The following is an 18,549-nucleotide window of genomic DNA, read 5'->3' as shown; positions in this document are numbered from 1 at the left end:
ATGTATTTCAAATATCCTCTTTTTCTATTTCCTCTTTTGATTTCTTTGTAATATTTTCCATGTGGATATAATATTCTAACAACCGTAAGACATATTCTGGTGCATGACGATTATCCAATTCCCACTCTGTGACCGTTCTATACGGAATCTGAAAATATTCACAAAATTCTTTACGGTTCATACCCGTCAATTCTCTTAATTCTTTAATTTTCGTTTTGCAATCCATTTTTCTCCTACATTTCCTCCTTATGGGAGAGTCTTATACTTGCTTAAATGTTTCCTTTTCCTATATCCTGTAAATTCGAATTTCAGGACAAAATTTCCATACTGATTAAGTTTTTCAGCATTTCATCTAAAACATCCTGTTTATCATTGAGTTCTGTTCCGTCACTATCGATAAATCTATTTCTGCCTTTTGACAAACTCCAATCTATTTGTTCCTTTTTACCCACAGGCATATTACCAATTTTGATTAAAAATTGCATTATCATTTCAGCAAAAATAATTAATTTCGAAATCTGCAGACCCCAATAACGTACATAGTAAATTAATCCGTTAGCATTTAAATAAAACATGTCAGGTTCGACATCTTCTTTATCCAATGCGTCTGTAGTCATGACCTTAAATAATAAATTCTCTTTATCCCCAAAAACAAGGCAAGTAGCACCATCATGAATTATAAAATCTCTATCTATCCGAATATTTTGAAACCACTCCATATTTAACACACCACTTGAATCTTCAATATTTTCAGCTACATATTTTAACAAAAATTTATATTTAGTGTGGGCTTTCTTTAGCTTGATATACTCATTTTTCTGAGTATCATTGAATTGAGGTGGAATACAAATTTCCATAATTTGCTGAATATATTCTAATAAAACACGATATTTTGCAAATAAGTATTCAATAAAGCACCCTAATTCTTCTGTTGCTTGCTCACTCATCATCGAAAAATAAGATGCATCAAATTCATCCTGCTGATATTTCAAATATGTTGTATTGATGGAGTTCATTATAACCAATATTTTAGCAAAATCCTGTCGAATAGCTTTTAACTTATAATCTAATTTGAGATGGTCATCTCCAGATACTCCATCCCAAATCGAATTTTGTAAATACATCGTACTTTTATGAAAAGTGTATTCATTCTTTATAAGAGAGTACGCTTGTTTAATAAGCTCGATATTATCCATCGTATTCATAAAATATACCTCCAATTTAGGTTAATTTTTTTAATAATTAGTTTCGTCAAATTCCCCACAACGAAAAAAATACCACGTTGCGTATTCATTATAGCATGGCTTTTTGTAAATACGCAACGTGTAATCCAACTTTTAAGCAGCCTTATCAATAATCGACTGCTTCTCCTCTCCCTGATGCTCTGTCATTGTCTGAACATCCTCTTCCTCTAAGACCTGATGACCGTATTTCTGAATCAATCGGGTCATTACATCCACACAACGGTCAAATGCCGCATTATATCTTGCATCATCATAATATTTACTCAATAGGCAATTCCTCCATTAAATTTCCATATCTCTTTTACGACTATGGGTTGGCTGTTTTCTTTCAGGTTCCATTTTTCCTCTTGCGAGGATGACAGAAAGAAAAGCCCGAACCTTTTCCGATGCAATTTCCAGTGCATCCAGATAAGGCTGGGCTTTTTCTTTCAGATTGATATATTTCTTTTTCCAAATATGGGCTTCTTTTGTTGCCTGCTCATATTGTTGCTTGTATTTCAGTTTCTCTGCTTTTTCTGCAAAGCTACTGACTGCATACTCTTTTAGTGTGCGGCACTCCGCCTGTGTCATAGTAATATTTCCGGTAAGTGTTTTCTTTCCCATGGATTCAATTTCCATGATTATCAAGGCTTCTTGCTTTGCTACCTTAGTCTTTTCTTCAAGAGCCGATAATTCTTTTTCTTTTTTCTCTTTGGCGGCATCCGCTTTTGCTAATGTCTGCTGGGATTTCTCCACCTGTGCAGTGATATCTTCCAATCGCTGTTGCTCCTGTGCTACCTTAAACTGTGTCACGGTCAAATGCTCCTCGGTACTGCCACGCTCCCCACGTTCCACATCGGTGTATCCGGCAGCACGCATCGCATGGAAAAAATCATCCTGCAACACACTATAAGAGGGCTTCAAAACCGTCTTTCCCTTTGCTGAAATCAGCGTTTTTCCTTTCTCATCCAATCCAGACGCCTTTAAGTATCTTTATCAAGAGCACAATAAAAACTTTTATCAAGATTTAGAAATCGAGCCATATACCTACAAAGGCTTTTTAGTTCTTGCGGCCGATGGATCAGATATAAATATTCCAACCACTAACGAAACTGTAGAAAAATATGGCAGTGCTTCGGTAAGGGGAGGAAAACCATGTGCTCAGATTGGATTAGGATGTATTTATGATGTTCTCAATCGCTTTATACTGGAAAGTAGTATTAATACTGTTAAATTTGATGAAATGCGAGTAGCCCAGGAACAGCTAAAGGGAATAAAGGATACTATAGGTGACAGATATCCATATTTAGTTGTCATGGACAGAGGATATCCATCCACACCAGCATTCTTAAGCTTCATAGACGAAGGCGCTCATGTCCATGTCGTCATCCACCATTAGCAGTTTGCTTTCAAGGTCTGCTCGGCTGAAACGGTTGTTTTCGCTCTTCTGGATCGGTGCATTTATCCATAACTGGATACCCGAAGATTTGATAGTCAAAATTCTCGGCACAGGCAATCCTTTTGGTGTTATTATTGCAACCATTGTCGGTATCCCGATGTACGCTGACATCTTCGGTACAATCCCGATTGCAGAAGCACTCTTGGCAAAGGGCGCAAATCTCGGTGTTGTCCTTGCTTTTATGATGGGTGTCACAACATTGTCCATCCCGTCAATGATTATGCTGAAAAAGGCAATCAAGCCGAAACTGCTCGGTATCTTTATCGGCATCTGCGCTGCCGGAATTATTATCGTTGGCTATTTCTTTAATGCGATTCAAGGCTTAATTTTATAAAAATATAGGAGGTTGTCATTATGGCACTATTTAATTTTGGAAAGAAAAAGGAAGAAAAGAAATCCTGTTGTTGCTCCTGCAGTTGTGAAGCACAGGAACCCGTTGAAAACACAAACTCTTGCTACGGTGAAGCCGTTGAGGGTATTTGCTGTATCAAGGTTTTAGGTGCAGGCTGTAAATCCTGCCACGACCAATACGAAAATGCAAAGACCGCAGTTGCCAATATGGGCTTGTCTGTTGAGGTTGAGTATGTAACCGATATGGAAAAAGTAATGGCTTATGGTGTAATGTCTATGCCCGCAATCGTGGTAAATGAAAAAGTTGCTGTGTTCGGCAAGGTACTGAAATCAGCCGAGGTTGAAACCCTTTTGAGAAAATATCTATGAGTGAATGTCCGAACGTCAAGGAGTGCATCTGTCCCAAACTGACCTGCCCCAACCACGGAAAATGCTGCCAATGTGTCATTAAGCACAGAGAAACGGACAGTTTTCCGTACTGCTTATTCCCCGATAATAACGGAGATAAGTCCAACAAAAATCATTACGAAACCTTGAAAAAGAGGTTTGAGAGCAAGTGAAAATTCCAGCTTTCTAAAGATTTTTTTACACACTGATTTTCAGAGAGGAGGTGCGCCGCTGATGTCAGAAGAACGCTTCTGGAATACCGATGAATATGCCAGCACAGCAAAATTCGCTGTACCCGAGGGAGCCATGACCATGCGGCAGGCAGGGCGCATCTTCCGTCTTGATCCTGTGCCGCCCATGGTGGAGAGCATCAATGATTACATCGTTTCCGCTATCCGTGAAAATGACCCGATCTACTTTACATACTTTCTGCATCACTACGAGCCGAGGCTGAACAAGCGAGTGTACCGTTTTCTGCTGACCGAGGGCATCGACCGATATGACCCATTGCGCTTTATGGATTACAAGCTCAGCGTCGTGCTTGCGCTCTTGGAATGTTTGCAGAATTACGATCCCGACAAGGGGGCGGATTTCCTAACCTATGCCCATCACTTCATAGGCAACACACTTTTGGATTGTCGCCGTTATGAAGAAACAGGCTCATTCAAATCGTTGGATGAATACAAAGCCGCCCGTGGCAGTGCGTGGCTTTACAACAATTCCGGCAAGACCACCAAGGAAGTCATTACCCAATACGCCGCCGAGCAGAATTGCACCGAGGAAACTGCAGCCGAATATCTGACGCTGGCAAGGCAAAACCGAAGTCGTGTGCCATTCTATTCCACCATGCAGGACGAGGACGGCGAAGAAACCGGTGAGGACGTTACCCGTGACGATAGTTGGAATTATGCCGAGATCCTGTGGAATGGCATCAGAGCAGATGCGGTACAAGCAGCCTTTCATAAACTCAATTACCAGGAGCAGGATTTCCTTGAAATGCGAAATGCCATCTGCATGAGATGCGGGCGTGTCGACTCATGGGCGGAACGAGCTTCTTTTGAAAAGATGGCAACCGACTATGAGTATAGCACCACCAGCGGTGCAGAAAAATTCTATAAGAAAACCGTGGAGAAGCTGACGAGACTTCTGGTGGATGCCGGTGTTCTGGGTCTTGTAGAATTGAAGCTAACTGAGAAAAACAAAAAAATCGCCCTCACCGCTTACGAGTACAAAGCTATACATCGGTATAGCAACGAGGACGATGAATGGGGCAAAATACAATTTGACTTTCCAAGCGAGAGTGCGGAAATTGTAAATTTGGCTGACGGTGATTTTTGTAAGACGAAAGTTTTTGCCAAAGCTGCCATCCGCCATATTTTGAAAATTCCTTTTGGCGAGTTGCCGAAGAAATTGACGATGGTGCTGGAACTGTGACGAGAGCAAACGAGAGAAACGGAGGAACGGGGATGCGTCGCTGCGGCGGGTTTTTATATACCTCTTGCGACCCCGTTGCCCCACAAAATCTCTCCGCTGTGCTCCAAGATTTTCTGTGACAACTACACCCGAACAGACGGATATTTCGGATTGCTCATCCTCAAAATCCGCCCATTCTGCTGCCACTTGAAATATCCTGCCCGGTATGGCGGCAGCCCCTTTCAAGCGTCAGCGGTCGCAAAAGGTATAACACACTAGACTTTGCAAGCAAAATCGTGTGCCAACAGGGATGCTACTCGCCCCTATTGGAAACCCAGAGCCAAAGGGATTGCATCCCTCTGGACACTTGCTTTTTTTACAGATGCTGCGTTACTCTGCCATTTGCTTGTCACTCCACGCAGCAAGATACGGAATACATGGCCATATGGAATCTCGTTCGAGCAATGCCTTCATAACTTTATCTGCATCAGTCTTGTTACCACGATGTTCAAGATAAACTGAAATGCCATACATAGCAACGACCGCATTCAAGTCATCTGCATCCTTTTCAGATTGTAGAAGTGCTTCCTCAACCGATATTTTACCAAGAAACACTTCTACCGCTAATTTATATGCCGTATGATGTCCGACCTGCATATTTTCATTATATGTTGCCAGTAGATCATCTGACATATTTCACGCATACAGCAAATGGCGTTCCAATAGATGATTGCAATTTTCATCTCATCTGTGCAGGGCAAAACTTTTTTAATCATTTCTGCTGCGCCTTTATAGTTTCCCTGCAGATAAAGCCATATACCCATAGGGTATGCAACGGCCTTTTCATTTCCGCTAAGCACAAAACTTCTGTCATACGCCTTTTTCGCTTCATCAAATCGACGCAAGGTTAAATACGCTCCACCTATAGAAACATACAACAATGGATCATCGGAACGAATCATTTCTGCGGAATGATATGCATCTATTGCTTCTCTAAAACGGTACTGCTTTGAAAGCAGATTTCCAAGCCGCACTCGACTTTTGTAGTCATCTGACTCCCGCAGCCAAAACATTTCTTCTGTATCCTCACAGAAGCAGGGGGCATTTCCAAGTTGACTTTCAATAGAAGCATATTTTGATACTTCCATAATTAATTCTCCTGTTTTTTGATTTGCTCAGATACATCAAAAAGATTCATTTCATTTTCTCTTGCAATATGAGCAATATCATCAAACTCATATTTTTCTTTTGTTACACCATATCCGGCAGCAACCTTTTTGCGTACATTTGCGTATTTTGTTGGTACCGACACAATTGAACGGGAAAGTGTATAGCGGCGGCTGATGTTCTCACGCACACCCAATGTAGTGGTATGCTTGAAGATCAAGCGAAGAATAAGCTCTTTGTCCTTTTCATGGCACATAACCGAGAGCAGAATTCCAGGACGTGATTTTTTCATTTGAACAGGAATTGTATATACGTCCAATGCTCCTGCTTCAAAGAATAGTTTTTCAGCAAAGCCTATCGCTTCCGCAGTCATGTCATCCAGATTACAACAGAGTTCAGTAATTGTGTCACCTGAATCTTCCGATGTCCCAAGTATTGCCCGAACACAGTTTGCTGCAGTAAAATCTTTCTTACCCATTCCGTAACTGATTGCTGCCGTTCTCATAACCGGCATTTCTCCGAACTTTGTAATAAAGTGTTTCAATAATGCAGCTCCGGTAGGCGTGCATAATTCACTTTTAATTCCACCGCCATAGATTGGGACATCACGTAATATATATGCTGTCGCAGGAGCAGGAACAGGAAGAATTCCGTGTGCACACTTTACGTGACCACTGCCTACATGAACAGGAGAAGCCAAAATTTGCTCGGGAGAAAGACGGTCAATAAGCATACAGACAGCTGTTATATCTGTGACCGCATCCATTGTTCCAACTTCATGAAAATGAATTTCTGTGACAGGAACACCGCGAGCGTTACTCTCGGCTTCTGCAATAAGCGAATATACCTCCAAAATATCCTTTTTCACTTTTTCTGATACTCGCAAATTACTGACGATATGCTCTATTTCATGCATACCGCTGTGGTGGTGTGTATGAGCAGCGTCATTAGAGTGCTCATGTGTATGGTTATGGCTATGCTCGTGCGTATGCTCATGACCATGCTCGTGGGAATGATTGTGTCCATGATCATGCATTTCTTCGGTTTCTTCTTCGCCATTTACTTTTACTGTAATATGTGTGCCTTGAATTCCACATTTCGTGGATACCTCACTGGTCACTATGACATCGGGTATGCCTATGTTATTCAATTCAGCAAGGAACGCATTTCTGTCGGGTAGAAGTTCAAGCAAAGCAGCCGTCAACATATCGCCCGCTGCACCCATACCACAATCTAAATACAATGTTTTCATTTTATTTTGCCTCCATATGATTGATCATGCTCGCTAAATATCCTGCCCCAAAGCCGTTGTCAATATTTACCACAGACACGCCGCTTGCACAGGAATTCAGCATGGATAAAAGAGCAGAGAGTCCTCCGAATGAGGCACCATATCCGACGCTTGTAGGGACAGCAATCACAGGACAATCCGCAAGCCTGTTTTTTGCAAGCACTTTTTGGAGAAAAATGCAAAATATTTTTGGAGAATGTTGCATCTCCAAATTGGAGAAAGTTGCAAGGCCTCGGCTGGCAGCTATTCTGCCAGCTACATAGCCATTGCAGACCATATTTAGTTGTTATAGCGTGAGATATGGAAACGGAAGTTCCGAGTTTTCATCTTCATGTGCATGTTCCCTGAAATAGCGGAACTCCTCATCCAGCTCTTTATAATGGATAAAATCATTTAGATATCTCAGATCTTCTTCTGCGCATCGGTGATCTTCTATGAGATCAAGAAGATAATCATTCATCTCCTCATAGCGTTCCTGAAGGTTTTGATATTTTTTCTGTTCTTTGATAACTTTTTTATTTTTAGCCATTGTTACCTGCCTCCTGACTGCTGATTCTTGAAAGAGTTGCATTGATGCTTGATTCACGTAACCGATTATTGATCCCCGGGAACAGAATCAGTTCCACATGGTGGGTGAGCCTGCCAATCAGTGCTGTTGTCATCCGTTGGTCATAAAGAACGTTCACCCACTGTGAGAATTCAAGATTCGTGTTTAAAATCACCGATTTCTGCTCGTGTATCTCAGAAAGATAATCAAACAGAAGCTGTGAACCGGTGCGGTCATACGGAACATATCCGAATTCATCCAGAATCAGTATCCGGGCACTGTTAAGCTTCTTTTTCAGTGCAGTAAGCTTTCCGCTGCTCTGACTCTCGGAAAAGAGATTGATAAGTCCGGCAGTGCGGTAGAATCTTACCGGAATTTCCTGATTACATGCAGACATTCCAATCAGAATGGAAAGCATTGTTTTACCGGTTCCTGTTCCTCCATACATGATGACATTTTTTCCTGTATGATAAAACTCCAGGTCTAACAGGCTTTGGAAGCTGACGTCTTCCGGGAAATCTATCTCATCTGCCCTGAATTCCTCCACGCGGTATCTACGTGGGAAGCCGGCGGTATTGAGGAACTTGCTCTTCCTTTTTGCTGTACGGTATTCAATTTCGTTTGTCAGGAGGTTTAAAAGGTATTCCTGCGGTGTGTCTCCTTTCTGCTCGAAAGCCTGTCCTGCAAAGTTCGTGGACAGCTTGAGCTGTTTGCAGCATGCTGCAATGGATTTTTCTATATCAGCCATTTGAGACACCTCCCTTCTTAAGGGCGGCATCCAGCATTTTCAGATCATTTCTGAACGGAATGACCTTCTGCTGTGGCAGTAAAACTTTGTTTTCAAGCGGAGGCAGAAGCGGTACATCTGCATAGGTTCGCCTGTAAAGGCTCTGCAGACTGTCCGGATCTGTGGCATTCAGCCGGACTGCTTCGTCAACTGTTCTGACAGCACTAGCAAACCCGGTTCTTTCCGTAAGTTCTGCAAGCACCTTCAGGACACGTCCGCGTTCCTTGCTTTCGCAGTTATCCATGTATATCTGCATGGTTTGTGGCATCATGTCATATATGCCGCTGTTTCGAAGAGAACGGGGTTTCCTGGCGATATATGTAAGGTATGGCAGCCAGTCCATTCTTTCATGTTCATTGCCGTAAAGGCGCTTATGACGCACCACTTCGTGCATATCTTTGTCCATGACAATCACATCAGAGGATGTAATCTTGAGATTTACAATGGACTCACAGAAAGCCGGTGAAGCAGAATAACGGTGCTTTCCTGCGTCAAGAGTAAACTTTCCATATTTATCCGTTGTTGCCGTTGTGTAAAGTGCCGTATCAAACGGAACGGAAGGAAGCGGCAGTAAACGAGCCTTATCTTCTTCAAACAGTTTACTGATAAAGCGGTCATCATCGTCATCATAGTGCTCACGCTGCATATCGATTTCACAACGATCCAGAAGATGCTTGTTTTCTTTCACAAGATCATCAAAGCGGGGTACCGGTACAAGTTCGTTGCGGCGCAGGTAGCCAACCTTGTTTTCCACGTTTCCTTTTTCCCATCCGGATTCAGGATTCATAAAAACCGGCTTAATGCGGTAGTGTTCACAAAAGCGTTGAAACCGCTCTGTTACATTACGCCCGCCACCTTTGATGATTTCGGTAACAATGGTTCTGGTATTGTCAAACCAGATTTCCGTGGGAACACCACCGATGTGCTCAAATATGGCAACCAGTCCTTCCAGAAGACATTCCATGTTTTCGCCATAATTAAGCTGGAGGAAACCTCCGTTACTGTAGGGAAAACTGAGCACAAGGTACTTAGCCTCGTGATGAAGCCTGTCATTTTCATAAAAATCGGCTGTTCCAAAGTCTGACTGGGCTTCGCCGGGATGATGATTAAGAGGGATATAGCCATCGGTTCTTTTTAGCCGTAGTTCCTCTTTCTTCTGTTTGACGTATAAGGCAACAAGCCGATAACTGCAGCCGAAACCATCTGCTTCATCCTTGAGGCGTTTAAATACTCTTTTGGCTGTATGCCGTTGCTTTCTTGGTGCAAGCTTGTCTGCCTGCAGCCATTCATCAATCAAAGGTTTGAATGGGTCAAGCTTGGATTCGTGAACCTCTGATGATGCAGGTTTGGGAGATGGATTGTTAAAGTCCTCCATATCCACATATTTTTTGACCGTTTTCCAGTTAAGGCCGGTCTCAGATGCGATTTCAGAAATGTTCTTATCTTGCCGGTAGAACATATCTCTGATATGATGTATCTGATCCATTGTAGTTGACATTCTCCTTTCCTCCTTGTCTTTATTGTTTGGACTACAATAAAGATAAGGTTAATGGTTTTTGGATATACCTGCAATGGATCTTTTCATGGGAATGCTCATACTTGGTGGCTGCCACTCAAGCGCTACACCGTTCCTGAGCGCTTCTAGCGAATGCCTTGCAACTTTCTCCAATTTGGAGATGCAACATTCTCCAATTCCCGTTTGCAACTTTCGGTAATTCTATTTTACAATAAACACGCAAGCCCGCCGATTACACTTGCAAGCGCACCTTCCATACCCGCTATAGCAATGATAACCGATGCATTCATAATATCGTCCAAATGAGAAAGAAGACGATGCAAGCCAGCAACACCTACATCAAACAAACGAACTACTTCATTTCCCAACACCTCCGCTGTCAGAGCAGCTTCTTCTGCTACGGGTATATCACTTGTTCCCCCGGTAGCTATGACAATTTTTCCGATACCATCCGGTTTCGGCATTTCACCAATAATTCCAATGTGAGCTTCTGGAAAATATCGTAATGAAACCTTCTCACGAATTTCATCTGCAGCTGTTGGAGATAAACGAGTAATCAAGATGCAATTTTGTCCGTTGCGCTGCATAGTTTCAATAATTCCTATCATCTGTGTCGCAGTTTTTCCAGCTCCATAAATTACTTCTGCTACACCTTGACGGGCTTTTCTGTGCAAATTAACCTTTGCATACCCAACATCTTCAAATGGCTTTGTTTTTATTTGAAGCAGGGCTTCATCAACGGTCATTATTCCATTTTTGACCGATTCAAGCAGTTGCTTTATTTCAGTTTTCATTCCGCACCTCCAAATCAAGACAAACCGATGCATAGTTCTTCTTCAGTTCATCCAAGATTTCTTTTCTGTTATCCAACAGCAACGGAAGCTGCTGTAATGTGATCTGGATTTTAGCGGTTTCCCCAATCGTTCTGATACGAAAATTAGAAAAACCTTTTTTAAACATAAAGTTTTCTGCTAACTCTGTTCTGCGAAGCAAAAATTCACTGATTGGCTGTCCTGTAGGAATTCTGGTCGCAAGGCAAGCATATGCCGGTTTGTTCCATGTAAACAATCCCGCTTCTTTAGACAATCTGCGTATTTCTGTTTTTGTCAGATCACACAGCCGTAGAGGTGAAAGTACATTTAACTCATGAATAGCTTGGATGCCCGGGCGGTCTCCTTCGTCATCAGACGCATTGGTTCCATCAAGTAAAACAGTATATCCGTCTGCCTGTGCCTGTTTAACAATGGCTGTAAAGATTTGTTTTTTACAATAATAGCAACGATTCCACGGATTGGCTGCAATCTTTTCATCGGCAAGAATTGCAAATTCCGGTCGAACGGTACGCTAATTCCAATATTATCGGTATGTGCATTCTGATATAACGGTATGAACTTTCTGCTCGAACGGTACGCCTTTCCTTTATTATTGTGATGTAACTATTATTCATCACAGTGTAAAGGAGGAGCAATTATGCACGACTACACTACTATCATAGGTGTCATAGAACTAAGACTTAACAAGATCAGCTATGACAATGTTCAGAAACGATATCGAATTGGAAGAAGCGGAATCTCACTGATTATGGAACGCTATCGGGATTCTGGATTATCATTGGATGATTTAAAGCAGATGCCGGCCGAAAAGGTGGTCAATCTGATTTATCCCAAGGATAATCTTCGCCACAAAAACATTCCGTTGCCTGATTTTCACCAAATTCATGAGAACATGATCCAAATGGGAAAGAATGCAGACCTTGGATTTCTGTGGATCGAGTACAAAAAGAAAAATCCTAATGGTTATCAGCTATCACAGTTTTACAAACTGTATAGAGACTTTCTGGTAAATACTTATGGATCCACAAAAGTATCCATGCCGGTTGAACGAATTCCCGGTGAAAAGATGTACATCGACTGGGTAGGTGATCAACCAGAGCTGCTTCTGGATCCTTCAACTGGAGAACTCAAGAAAGTACACATTTTTGCAACAACTCTTGGTTTCAGCAGTCTTGTTTATGCAGAAGCCTTTCCAGATGAAAAACTGCCACATTTTATCACTGGTACCGTACATGCATTATCTTTTTACGGTGCTGTTCCCAGATATCTTGTGCCGGATAATCTGAAAACGGCTGTTACCCGACATAATAAGGATGAGCTTGTATTACAGACGGCTTTTTCAGATCTGGAAACTTTTTATGATACAATCATACTTCCACCACCGCCGCGCAAACCAAAGGGAAAAGCAACGATTGAAAATCATGTTCGCTTTCTGGAAATCTATTTAGTCGAAGAACTTAAGAAAAATACCTATACCTCGCTTGAGGCTTTAAATGATGCTACAAAAAGAATTGTAGAGGACATCAATCAGCGACCATTTCAGAAAAAATCAGATATCCGTAAATCAAGGATAACTGGATTTGAAAAGTATGACAAACCGCGTATGAACAAGCTTCCCGGCGAGAATTACACGCTTTGTGATTATAAGTACTTTCTTAAAGTTCCTGATAATTATCATCTTGAATATGATGCCCACTACTACTCTGTATTGTATACCCAAAGAGGAAAGCCGGCAATTCTAAAGGCAACAATGGCAGAAATAAGGATCTGCGATGAGTACAACCGTCTGATCTGCCGACATCCGAGATCCTACAGGGATTTTCCGCTATATATCACAGATGACAGCCATATGCCGCAAGAACATCTTTATTATAAAGAGGTTAATGCCCATGATGGTGCTTATTATCGGCGGTGGGCATCTGTATACGGCGATTCTATGGTCACTCTTATAGATAGGATCCTGCGCAGTCCAAAACATGAAGAACAAGCTTACAACAGTTGTGCCGGAGTCCTTCATTCCTGTAAGGATGTGCCACACAGGCTCGTACAAGAAGCTGCGGATAAATGTGTAGAAGCAAATGCCTGCAAGTATTCTTATTTTAAAAAAGTACTTGGCATGGTCCAAAACAATCATTCTATTAATAACACAGCTGCATCAGGAACACTTCCTTCCCATGCAAATATCCGTGGAAAGGAGGCCTATAAATAAGTGAGAATACAAAGCGAAATCACATTGACACCGGAAGAACAGGCCCTGATTTCTCGACTGAAAAGTTTCAGAGTTCCGGAAATGGCACGTATATTGGAGGAACAGTTGAGAGATCCGAATGCGGATCTGAATACTTTTAAGGAACGTATGTCAGCGATGATCAATTCGGAATGGCAATCAAGGGCGGATAAACGCTTCAATCGTTTGATGAAAGAAGCTCATCTCAGGTATCCGGCTGCAGATCTTGATGAGACGATTTATCGTCCTGAGCGTCAGTTAGACACGCAGATAATTGAACGTCTGAGCACTTGTCACTGGATAGAGGAAGGAAAAAACCTGATTGTAACAGGTTCTTCAGCAAGTGGTAAAACGTATTTGATCAATGCTTTTTGCGTAACAGCTATGAAACAGTCCAAAAGTGTCAGGTATATCAAAGCGAACACTCTTATGAGTGAAATGGAACAAGCACGTATCAAAGCTACTAATCTGGATTATCTGAACAAACTTACGAAACTCGATCTTCTTGTGATAGATGACTTTGGCCTGATGGATCTTGATCTCGATAAATGCCGAGATCTTTTTGAAGTACTTGATACCCGTGATGGACGGAAATCTACAGTTGTGATTTCTCAATTTCCTGTCAGCTCCTGGTTTGATATGTTTGCAGATAACACTTACGCAGATGCCTGCCTTACAAGAATTACCGACAAGCATCATACATATCGTCTGGAAATGAATGGTATCAACATGAGAGAAACGGAATAAAAGATATCAATAGTATTTTGTACCGCTAAAAATGGAATAGCCGTTCCGCGCATGCGGAACGGAAATCCCATTCAACCGTAATTTACAGGCAAGAATATTTAATTCTATTATTTCCATTTTCACACCCAAATCAGTGGCAATGTGCAAAGCATCATTCAGCTCAAACTGTGGTTGAAAAGCTGATTTCACATAATAGGCGCATACGTCTTTCGCATATTGCTTAGCTGCATATAAAAGATATGCCGAGTCAACTCCTCCGGAAAAAGCAATTGCCACTCTTGGATGGTCCGTAAAAAACTCATGTAAATTCATAGATACCTCTGTAAGACAAATGGGTGGATCTGCAAAAAGCACAGAGCCACCCATTATCTATTTCTTATTTTTTCTTGAATAGTGCCTCTTTAACAACACCCTTCGGATCTTTAACAAGTAAGATAATAAGCCAAATGATAAGTCCCAGCGCTACAACCGACAAGCCAAGATAGAAATCGTTGAGCATATCAATCGGTGCAGGAGCAAAGAATTCAGCCCCAAGCTCAGCATATTCAAAAACTGCATCAATCAACCACATGAGTGATGCACCCCAGTACATCCAACAGAGTGTACCGACCTTCATCTCACTTTTGGGAGCACCCTTATACCAAATGATGGTACAAATGATTGCTGCAAAAACAGTTGTTAAAAGTGTCATGCCTTTGTACCCTCCATAGCGATATTGGGTGTTGCTATCGCTCTCTTTTCAACAATAGACGATACTGCCAGCATACCAACCCATACGGCCGTAACGAGTACTGCCATCATAACACCAGCACTACCCATTTCTGCAAGCATTTCTGCTGTTTCTCCGTTTTCAACTGCTGTAAGGAATGGGAAGAAAGGAACAACTTCACCATGCCATACGTGTTCAAAAGCGAGTAGTGCAGAGCCGCCCCACAGTAACTTGTTCAACCAACCGAGTTTTGTGGAGAATTTGATTTTCGTTGCATCAGCAATTGTTCCATCCGAAAAAGAAACCTTCATCGTTTCTTCTTTTTCCTTGGACTTTATCACCTTTGTAGCAACGGTAGTAATAACTGCTTCTGCAGCCGGAATAAGAGTATACGGTAGACCATGAGTACCAGTTCATTTTATGACCGCCGTTTCCGGCGGTCGGTTTACACGTTTGTTGTTTTTGTTTTGCTTATGCAGATTTCCGGCAGCTGCTCAGACCATGGAAGCAGTTCTTCCATAAAACAATAATCCGTATCCTCCTGATGGTCTTTCATCACGGTTAGGATATATTCCAGATAGCGGAAGGGATTTAGATGATTCGCCTTTGCTGTTTCCGTGATACTGTAGATGATCGCACTGGATTGTGCACCGTCAATACTGTCGATCAGCTTCCATGCATGTTTGTGCAGGCAGAAGCTGCGCAGAGCCCCTTCCGTTGCGTTATTATCAAGCGGGACTTCACCATCATCCAGGAATACTTTTAATGCCTCTTCCTGATTGATGCAGTAGTTGATCCCTTCCAGAGTTTTACCCTTGGTAAGGCGACCGGAGAACTGGATTTCTTTTGCCCACACAAAGAAAGCCTCCACCAGAGGTTTGAGATTGATCTGCCGCTGTTTTTTACGGTCATCCGGCTTCAGATCAGCAAGCTGGTTGTCCAGATGGTAGATGGCGCCAATCCGCTTGATTGCCTCGTAAGCGATCGTATCTTTGGCTGCCTGATGATCTTTTTTTGGCAATGCCTTCAGGGCATCGGCAAAATACCTTCTCGCATGGGTCCAGCACCCTGCGAAAACGATGGTTTCGCTTTCCCGGTCCAGCTTCCGGTAGGCGGAGTATCCGTCACAGACAACAGTGCCTGTAAATCCTTTCAGGAATTCCCGCGGATGGTCTGCTTTCCGGGTCTTCTGGTATTCATACAGGATAATGGGGGGATCACTATATCCCTTTCCCGTCCGGTAGACCCACATGTAACTCTTACTGTTTGCCGGGCGCCCATCCTTCGATACCTTAACCGGAGTCTCGTCGGCCTGCAGCACATGGAAATGGTACATCCTGTTATGAAGGTAATCATAAAGCGGTCCCAGATACCGGTCCGCACACTGGATCATCCAGTTCGCCATTACCTGCCGGGAGATATGGATGTCGTTTCTCTGGAACTCCTGGCTGATCCGGTATAAAGGCAGTCCATTGACATACTTGGCATTCATGATGCTTGCACCCAGAGACGGTGTCAGAATGCTGTTGCGGAGCAATTCCCTTGGTCGGTCCGCTTTGACAATCGTCTGATTATCTTTTCCTGCATACACGGCCACATGATGTTCTTCCACCGTGTAGACTGCCGGCTGAACCCGGACTCTTTTATAAACTTCATCCGGGAGCTGCTTCCATCCAACGGAGCCAAAAATTTCCTGCAGCTTTGCTTCTGGAATGGTATGAGGGATCACTTCCACAGGAAGATCCTTAAGATCTGCCTCGCGCTTTCCTTTTTTCTTCCGGCGCGTGACCTGGATCACATCTTCTTCCCTAGGTTCGACAACATAAAGCGTCTCAGTCAAAGCTTCCGCTTCGTTAAAGATGAGCTCCAGTTCCAATTGTCCGGCGATAACGTCCAGCTTTTCGGAAGAACGCCCATAACGATGATTGTTTGCAGATGCGATCTGCTCAATCAGGCGTTCCATGTTTGTATTCAGTTGGGTAAGCTGGTTCTGCATGGACAGGATCACTGCCACGAGTGTTTCCCTGCTGAAACTGTTCAGTTCTTCCGGTGAGTAGATCTTCTGCATGTTCGGTGCTCCTTTGTTTTACTGGAACTATTGTACCGCAAACCAAAAGAAAAAGCGAACGGGATAATAAAGAAGGTTCGTCATTCTCACCAAAGGATAAACACTCTGAAAAGCCGAAAAAACTATTAGTTTTTTCAGTTTTTCAGAGTACTTATCCACACAGCAGCTTATAGCTGTGAAGTACTCTTGATTGAATGAATGATATGAGATCTGGCTGTGGATAACTTCCGTCGCGTCTGTGGCAGGAGATACAAAAAGATTTTTTATTTTCTCCGTTTTGCACAACATTTCACAGAAGATCGCTGGGCTGCACTTCCTGGATTGGGTGTCTGGATACGATCTCCAGTCCCTGCATCAGTGCACGGTATTGCTCCTGGGTGATCTCCAGTGCTTCTTCTTTTGTGCGGGGCCAGCTGAAGCCGCCAAGTTCCAGTCTTTTGTAAAGGAGAAGGAATCCGTCTCCTTCCCATACGAGCCCCTTGATGCGGTCACTGCGTCTTCCGCAAAACAGGAAGAGGATATCCTTTTCATATGGATCCAGCTGGAAGTTAAATTTCACAATAGATGCCAGCCCGTCGATTCCGCGCCGCAAATCCGTATAGCCGGCAGCAACGTAAACCTTCCGGAAGCCGGATGCGTTATTCAGCATGAAGAATTCCTCCTACCCGGGAGAACAGTTCTGATGAGGCTGAATTGGAAATCTCCAGAACAAGATTCCCTTTCCGGATCACCAGATCTGGACGGAAAACAGGTGATGCGTCCGGTGACACGGCAGGAAGTTTGATTTCAGCGAAAGATACGGACTGCTGAACAGCAGACAATTGTTTTGTCTCTGCAGCTGCAGGCAATGATGGATTCTGAGATGCTTCATAAGCTTCCCGGCGCAGGATGCGCTGCCAGTAAAAAAACTGCTTCTCAGAAATCCCGTTTGCCCGACACCAGGCGGTTTTTGACATCCCGCTATTCATACATTCATTCAGGATCTTGGTCCAGTGCTCTGCACGGACCTGATGTGTGATTTTATCCATGGTACTAACTCCTTTAAAAAACTTGTAGTTTTCTGGAGTTATTATCTCATGGAGCGAGGAAACTAGCACGGTACTCATGGTCTACCGTATACGAATAAGAAAACATGCCATAATTATGTACCTCCAAAATTTTTTTGATTGTTATTATAGCGAATTCCCATGTAAAACAGAAAAAGGCATACAGCCTTTCTTCTTGAAAAGCCGTATGCCTTCATATGCATACATTATCTGCCACTTAATAATAACATCGGAACAAACACTTCTGTGTTTTCTCGCAAGCTTCGCGCTTACACTTGGCGCAAGTATAACATATTCGTTCTAAAATGTCAATACCTATGCTAAATATTTTGCAATTATTGTTTTTCTTTATACAACGCTTCCAGTTCTTTTATAGCGCTGTCTATTAATCGTCCAACTGATAGGTCTGAAACACCAGCAATTATGTTATCGCAATGATTAACAGGAATTAACAGTCTTTTAGCTGAACTTTGACCAACAGCAGTCGCCATAGCAGGTGTTACTTCTCCAAACATTGCATCAGCAATAACAATTCCAATCGGGCCAATAATAACATTTGCTTTTTTACATCCAACAACAACCGCATTTTCACCCGTTGCAGCATGGTCTGCTCCGGCTTTCAGCATAGCCGCTGTTGCTATACTATTAGTGCCAACAGCAGTAATAGTCAACTCAGGGAGTTGTTTTTTCACAGCGGCTACAACTTGCTTTCCGATGCCGCCACCTTGTGCATCAATTACCAGTATTTTCATGTTCTTTCTCCATCGTTTGCTTATTG

23 protein-coding genes and 2 pseudogenes are annotated in these 18,549 nt (G+C 42.7%); 6 read left to right on the top strand and 19 right to left on the bottom strand.

The window, feature by feature from the left end:
• Positions 1-7: 7 nt before the first annotated feature.
• From HDCHBGLK_RS13295 to HDCHBGLK_RS13285, 4 genes are all read right to left on the bottom strand, one after another.
• Positions 8-226, bottom strand: coding sequence for a helix-turn-helix domain-containing protein (locus HDCHBGLK_RS13295; protein ID WP_004607679.1), 219 nt, complete (start codon positions 224-226; stop codon positions 8-10).
• A gap of 82 nt (positions 227-308) precedes the next feature.
• Positions 309-1,205 (bottom strand): hypothetical protein, encoded by an 897-nt coding sequence (locus HDCHBGLK_RS13290; protein ID WP_004607678.1) that lies wholly within the window; start codon positions 1,203-1,205, stop codon positions 309-311.
• Between the two features lie 132 nt (positions 1,206-1,337).
• Positions 1,338-1,511 carry a hypothetical protein gene (locus tag HDCHBGLK_RS18835; RefSeq protein WP_009249238.1) on the bottom strand — a complete coding sequence of 58 codons (174 nt, stop codon included), beginning with the start codon at positions 1,509-1,511 and terminating at the stop codon, positions 1,338-1,340.
• Positions 1,512-1,526: 15 nt separating this feature from the next.
• Positions 1,527-2,195, bottom strand: coding sequence for a hypothetical protein (locus tag HDCHBGLK_RS13285; RefSeq protein ID WP_004607677.1), 669 nt, complete (start codon positions 2,193-2,195; stop codon positions 1,527-1,529).
• On the opposite strand from HDCHBGLK_RS13285, the gene HDCHBGLK_RS20075 reads away from it, so the two are divergent.
• The 4 genes and pseudogenes from HDCHBGLK_RS20075 (at position 2,170) to HDCHBGLK_RS13260 (ending at position 4,854) form a co-directional block, all read left to right on the top strand.
• Positions 2,170-2,622 (top strand): transposase, encoded by a 453-nt coding sequence (locus HDCHBGLK_RS20075; RefSeq protein WP_318586150.1) that lies wholly within the window; start codon positions 2,170-2,172, stop codon positions 2,620-2,622. The genes HDCHBGLK_RS13285 and HDCHBGLK_RS20075 overlap by 26 nt on opposite strands.
• Before the next feature lie 52 nt (positions 2,623-2,674).
• Positions 2,675-3,016, top strand: a pseudogene (locus HDCHBGLK_RS13275) (permease); the annotation flags it as partial.
• Between the two features lie 20 nt (positions 3,017-3,036).
• Positions 3,037-3,402: a thioredoxin family protein gene (locus HDCHBGLK_RS13270; protein ID WP_004607674.1), complete on the top strand. Its 366-nt coding sequence runs from the start codon at positions 3,037-3,039 to the stop codon at positions 3,400-3,402.
• Positions 3,403-3,654: 252 nt separating this feature from the next.
• Positions 3,655-4,854, top strand: coding sequence for a hypothetical protein (locus HDCHBGLK_RS13260; RefSeq protein WP_004607673.1), 1,200 nt, complete (start codon positions 3,655-3,657; stop codon positions 4,852-4,854).
• Between the two features lie 602 nt (positions 4,855-5,456).
• On the opposite strand, the gene HDCHBGLK_RS13250 is transcribed toward HDCHBGLK_RS13260, so the two are convergent.
• The 8 genes and pseudogenes from HDCHBGLK_RS13250 to HDCHBGLK_RS19130 form a co-directional block, all read right to left on the bottom strand.
• Positions 5,457-5,981, bottom strand: coding sequence for a tetratricopeptide repeat protein (locus HDCHBGLK_RS13250; protein ID WP_004607671.1), 525 nt, complete (start codon positions 5,979-5,981; stop codon positions 5,457-5,459).
• Positions 5,982-5,983: 2 nt separating this feature from the next.
• Positions 5,984-7,252 carry a nickel pincer cofactor biosynthesis protein LarC gene (larC, locus tag HDCHBGLK_RS13245; RefSeq protein WP_004607670.1) on the bottom strand — a complete coding sequence of 423 codons (1,269 nt, stop codon included), beginning with the start codon at positions 7,250-7,252 and terminating at the stop codon, positions 5,984-5,986.
• Between the two features lies 1 nt (position 7,253).
• Positions 7,254-7,436 (bottom strand): annotated as a pseudogene (locus HDCHBGLK_RS20070) (nickel pincer cofactor biosynthesis protein LarB); the annotation flags it as partial.
• Positions 7,437-7,577: 141 nt separating this feature from the next.
• A complete protein-coding gene (locus HDCHBGLK_RS13230) occupies positions 7,578-7,820 on the bottom strand; it encodes a hypothetical protein (RefSeq protein WP_004604852.1) in 243 nt (80 codons plus the stop codon).
• Positions 7,813-8,586 (bottom strand): ATP-binding protein, encoded by a 774-nt coding sequence (locus HDCHBGLK_RS13225; RefSeq protein ID WP_004605482.1) that lies wholly within the window; start codon positions 8,584-8,586, stop codon positions 7,813-7,815. The genes HDCHBGLK_RS13230 and HDCHBGLK_RS13225 overlap by 8 nt, the downstream gene beginning before the upstream one ends.
• Entirely contained in the window at positions 8,579-10,111 is a 1,533-nt protein-coding gene (gene istA / locus HDCHBGLK_RS13220; protein ID WP_004605483.1) for an IS21 family transposase, read from the bottom strand. The genes HDCHBGLK_RS13225 and istA overlap by 8 nt, the downstream gene beginning before the upstream one ends.
• A 236-nt stretch (positions 10,112-10,347) precedes the next feature.
• Positions 10,348-10,935 carry an AIR carboxylase family protein gene (locus tag HDCHBGLK_RS13215; RefSeq protein WP_004607668.1) on the bottom strand — a complete coding sequence of 196 codons (588 nt, stop codon included), beginning with the start codon at positions 10,933-10,935 and terminating at the stop codon, positions 10,348-10,350.
• A complete protein-coding gene (locus HDCHBGLK_RS19130; protein ID WP_004607667.1) occupies positions 10,925-11,227 on the bottom strand; it encodes an adenine nucleotide alpha-hydrolase family protein in 303 nt (100 codons plus the stop codon). The genes HDCHBGLK_RS13215 and HDCHBGLK_RS19130 overlap by 11 nt, the downstream gene beginning before the upstream one ends.
• Before the next feature lie 384 nt (positions 11,228-11,611).
• On the opposite strand from HDCHBGLK_RS19130, the gene HDCHBGLK_RS13205 reads away from it, so the two are divergent.
• Both HDCHBGLK_RS13205 and HDCHBGLK_RS13200 read left to right on the top strand, forming a co-directional pair.
• Positions 11,612-13,183 (top strand): Mu transposase domain-containing protein, encoded by a 1,572-nt coding sequence (locus HDCHBGLK_RS13205; protein WP_004605805.1) that lies wholly within the window; start codon positions 11,612-11,614, stop codon positions 13,181-13,183.
• The gene (locus HDCHBGLK_RS13200; protein ID WP_004605804.1) at positions 13,184-13,948 is read left to right on the top strand and encodes an ATP-binding protein; all 765 of its coding nucleotides are present in this window, start codon (positions 13,184-13,186) and stop codon (positions 13,946-13,948) included. It abuts the gene before it with no gap.
• Between the two features lie 6 nt (positions 13,949-13,954).
• Here the strand turns inward: HDCHBGLK_RS13200 and HDCHBGLK_RS13195 are convergent, their stop codons facing one another.
• The 7 genes from HDCHBGLK_RS13195 to HDCHBGLK_RS13165 form a co-directional block, all read right to left on the bottom strand.
• Entirely contained in the window at positions 13,955-14,260 is a 306-nt protein-coding gene (locus HDCHBGLK_RS13195; RefSeq protein ID WP_130574607.1) for a 7-cyano-7-deazaguanine synthase, read from the bottom strand.
• Between the two features lie 64 nt (positions 14,261-14,324).
• The gene (locus tag HDCHBGLK_RS13190; RefSeq protein ID WP_004607664.1) at positions 14,325-14,639 is read right to left on the bottom strand and encodes a hypothetical protein; all 315 of its coding nucleotides are present in this window, start codon (positions 14,637-14,639) and stop codon (positions 14,325-14,327) included.
• Positions 14,636-14,968 carry a hypothetical protein gene (locus HDCHBGLK_RS13185; protein WP_233440683.1) on the bottom strand — a complete coding sequence of 111 codons (333 nt, stop codon included), beginning with the start codon at positions 14,966-14,968 and terminating at the stop codon, positions 14,636-14,638. Before HDCHBGLK_RS13185 ends, HDCHBGLK_RS13190 begins: the two co-directional genes overlap by 4 nt.
• A gap of 134 nt (positions 14,969-15,102) precedes the next feature.
• Positions 15,103-16,725, bottom strand: coding sequence for an IS66 family transposase (gene tnpC / locus HDCHBGLK_RS13180; protein ID WP_130574567.1), 1,623 nt, complete (start codon positions 16,723-16,725; stop codon positions 15,103-15,105).
• Positions 16,726-17,014: 289 nt separating this feature from the next.
• Complete coding sequence (gene tnpB / locus HDCHBGLK_RS13175; RefSeq protein WP_004605738.1) at positions 17,015-17,374, bottom strand: IS66 family insertion sequence element accessory protein TnpB; 360 nt, start codon at positions 17,372-17,374, stop codon at positions 17,015-17,017.
• Positions 17,364-17,753, bottom strand: a complete 390-nt coding sequence (tnpA, locus tag HDCHBGLK_RS13170; RefSeq protein WP_039909411.1) for an IS66 family insertion sequence element accessory protein TnpA — start codon at positions 17,751-17,753, stop codon at positions 17,364-17,366. Before tnpA ends, tnpB begins: the two co-directional genes overlap by 11 nt.
• A 353-nt stretch (positions 17,754-18,106) precedes the next feature.
• Positions 18,107-18,523, bottom strand: coding sequence for a DUF3842 family protein (locus tag HDCHBGLK_RS13165; RefSeq protein ID WP_009249248.1), 417 nt, complete (start codon positions 18,521-18,523; stop codon positions 18,107-18,109).
• Positions 18,524-18,549: the final 26 nt, after the last annotated feature.

Source organism: [Clostridium] scindens ATCC 35704, from assembly GCF_004295125.1.
Lineage (GTDB): Bacteria > Bacillota > Clostridia > Lachnospirales > Lachnospiraceae > Clostridium_AP > Clostridium_AP scindens.
The sequence above is the reverse complement of the archived record's forward strand: the minus strand, read 5'-3'. Positions and strand labels throughout refer to the sequence as shown.

What these genes read in the sequence shown, in the direction of transcription:
- HDCHBGLK_RS13295 (WP_004607679.1), bottom strand. Translation starts at nt 226, where the DNA reads ATGGATTGCAAAACGAAAATTAAAGAATTAAGAGAATTGACGGGTATG.
- HDCHBGLK_RS13290 (WP_004607678.1), bottom strand. Translation starts at nt 1,205, where the DNA reads ATGAATACGATGGATAATATCGAGCTTATTAAACAAGCGTACTCTCTT.
- HDCHBGLK_RS13270 (WP_004607674.1), top strand. Translation starts at nt 3,037, where the DNA reads ATGGCACTATTTAATTTTGGAAAGAAAAAGGAAGAAAAGAAATCCTGT.
- HDCHBGLK_RS13260 (WP_004607673.1), top strand. Translation starts at nt 3,655, where the DNA reads ATGTCAGAAGAACGCTTCTGGAATACCGATGAATATGCCAGCACAGCA.
- HDCHBGLK_RS13250 (WP_004607671.1), bottom strand. Translation starts at nt 5,981, where the DNA reads ATGGAAGTATCAAAATATGCTTCTATTGAAAGTCAACTTGGAAATGCC.
- larC (WP_004607670.1), bottom strand. Translation starts at nt 7,252, where the DNA reads ATGAAAACATTGTATTTAGATTGTGGTATGGGTGCAGCGGGCGATATG.
- HDCHBGLK_RS13230 (WP_004604852.1), bottom strand. Translation starts at nt 7,820, where the DNA reads ATGGCTAAAAATAAAAAAGTTATCAAAGAACAGAAAAAATATCAAAAC.
- HDCHBGLK_RS13225 (WP_004605482.1), bottom strand. Translation starts at nt 8,586, where the DNA reads ATGGCTGATATAGAAAAATCCATTGCAGCATGCTGCAAACAGCTCAAG.
- istA (WP_004605483.1), bottom strand. Translation starts at nt 10,111, where the DNA reads ATGGATCAGATACATCATATCAGAGATATGTTCTACCGGCAAGATAAG.
- HDCHBGLK_RS13215 (WP_004607668.1), bottom strand. Translation starts at nt 10,935, where the DNA reads ATGAAAACTGAAATAAAGCAACTGCTTGAATCGGTCAAAAATGGAATA.
- HDCHBGLK_RS13205 (WP_004605805.1), top strand. Translation starts at nt 11,612, where the DNA reads ATGCACGACTACACTACTATCATAGGTGTCATAGAACTAAGACTTAAC.
- HDCHBGLK_RS13195 (WP_130574607.1), bottom strand. Translation starts at nt 14,260, where the DNA reads ATGAATTTACATGAGTTTTTTACGGACCATCCAAGAGTGGCAATTGCT.
- HDCHBGLK_RS13190 (WP_004607664.1), bottom strand. Translation starts at nt 14,639, where the DNA reads ATGACACTTTTAACAACTGTTTTTGCAGCAATCATTTGTACCATCATT.
- HDCHBGLK_RS13185 (WP_233440683.1), bottom strand. Translation starts at nt 14,968, where the DNA reads ATGAAGGTTTCTTTTTCGGATGGAACAATTGCTGATGCAACGAAAATC.
- tnpC (WP_130574567.1), bottom strand. Translation starts at nt 16,725, where the DNA reads ATGCAGAAGATCTACTCACCGGAAGAACTGAACAGTTTCAGCAGGGAA.
- tnpB (WP_004605738.1), bottom strand. Translation starts at nt 17,374, where the DNA reads ATGCTGAATAACGCATCCGGCTTCCGGAAGGTTTACGTTGCTGCCGGC.
- tnpA (WP_039909411.1), bottom strand. Translation starts at nt 17,753, where the DNA reads ATGGATAAAATCACACATCAGGTCCGTGCAGAGCACTGGACCAAGATC.
- HDCHBGLK_RS13165 (WP_009249248.1), bottom strand. Translation starts at nt 18,523, where the DNA reads ATGAAAATACTGGTAATTGATGCACAAGGTGGCGGCATCGGAAAGCAA.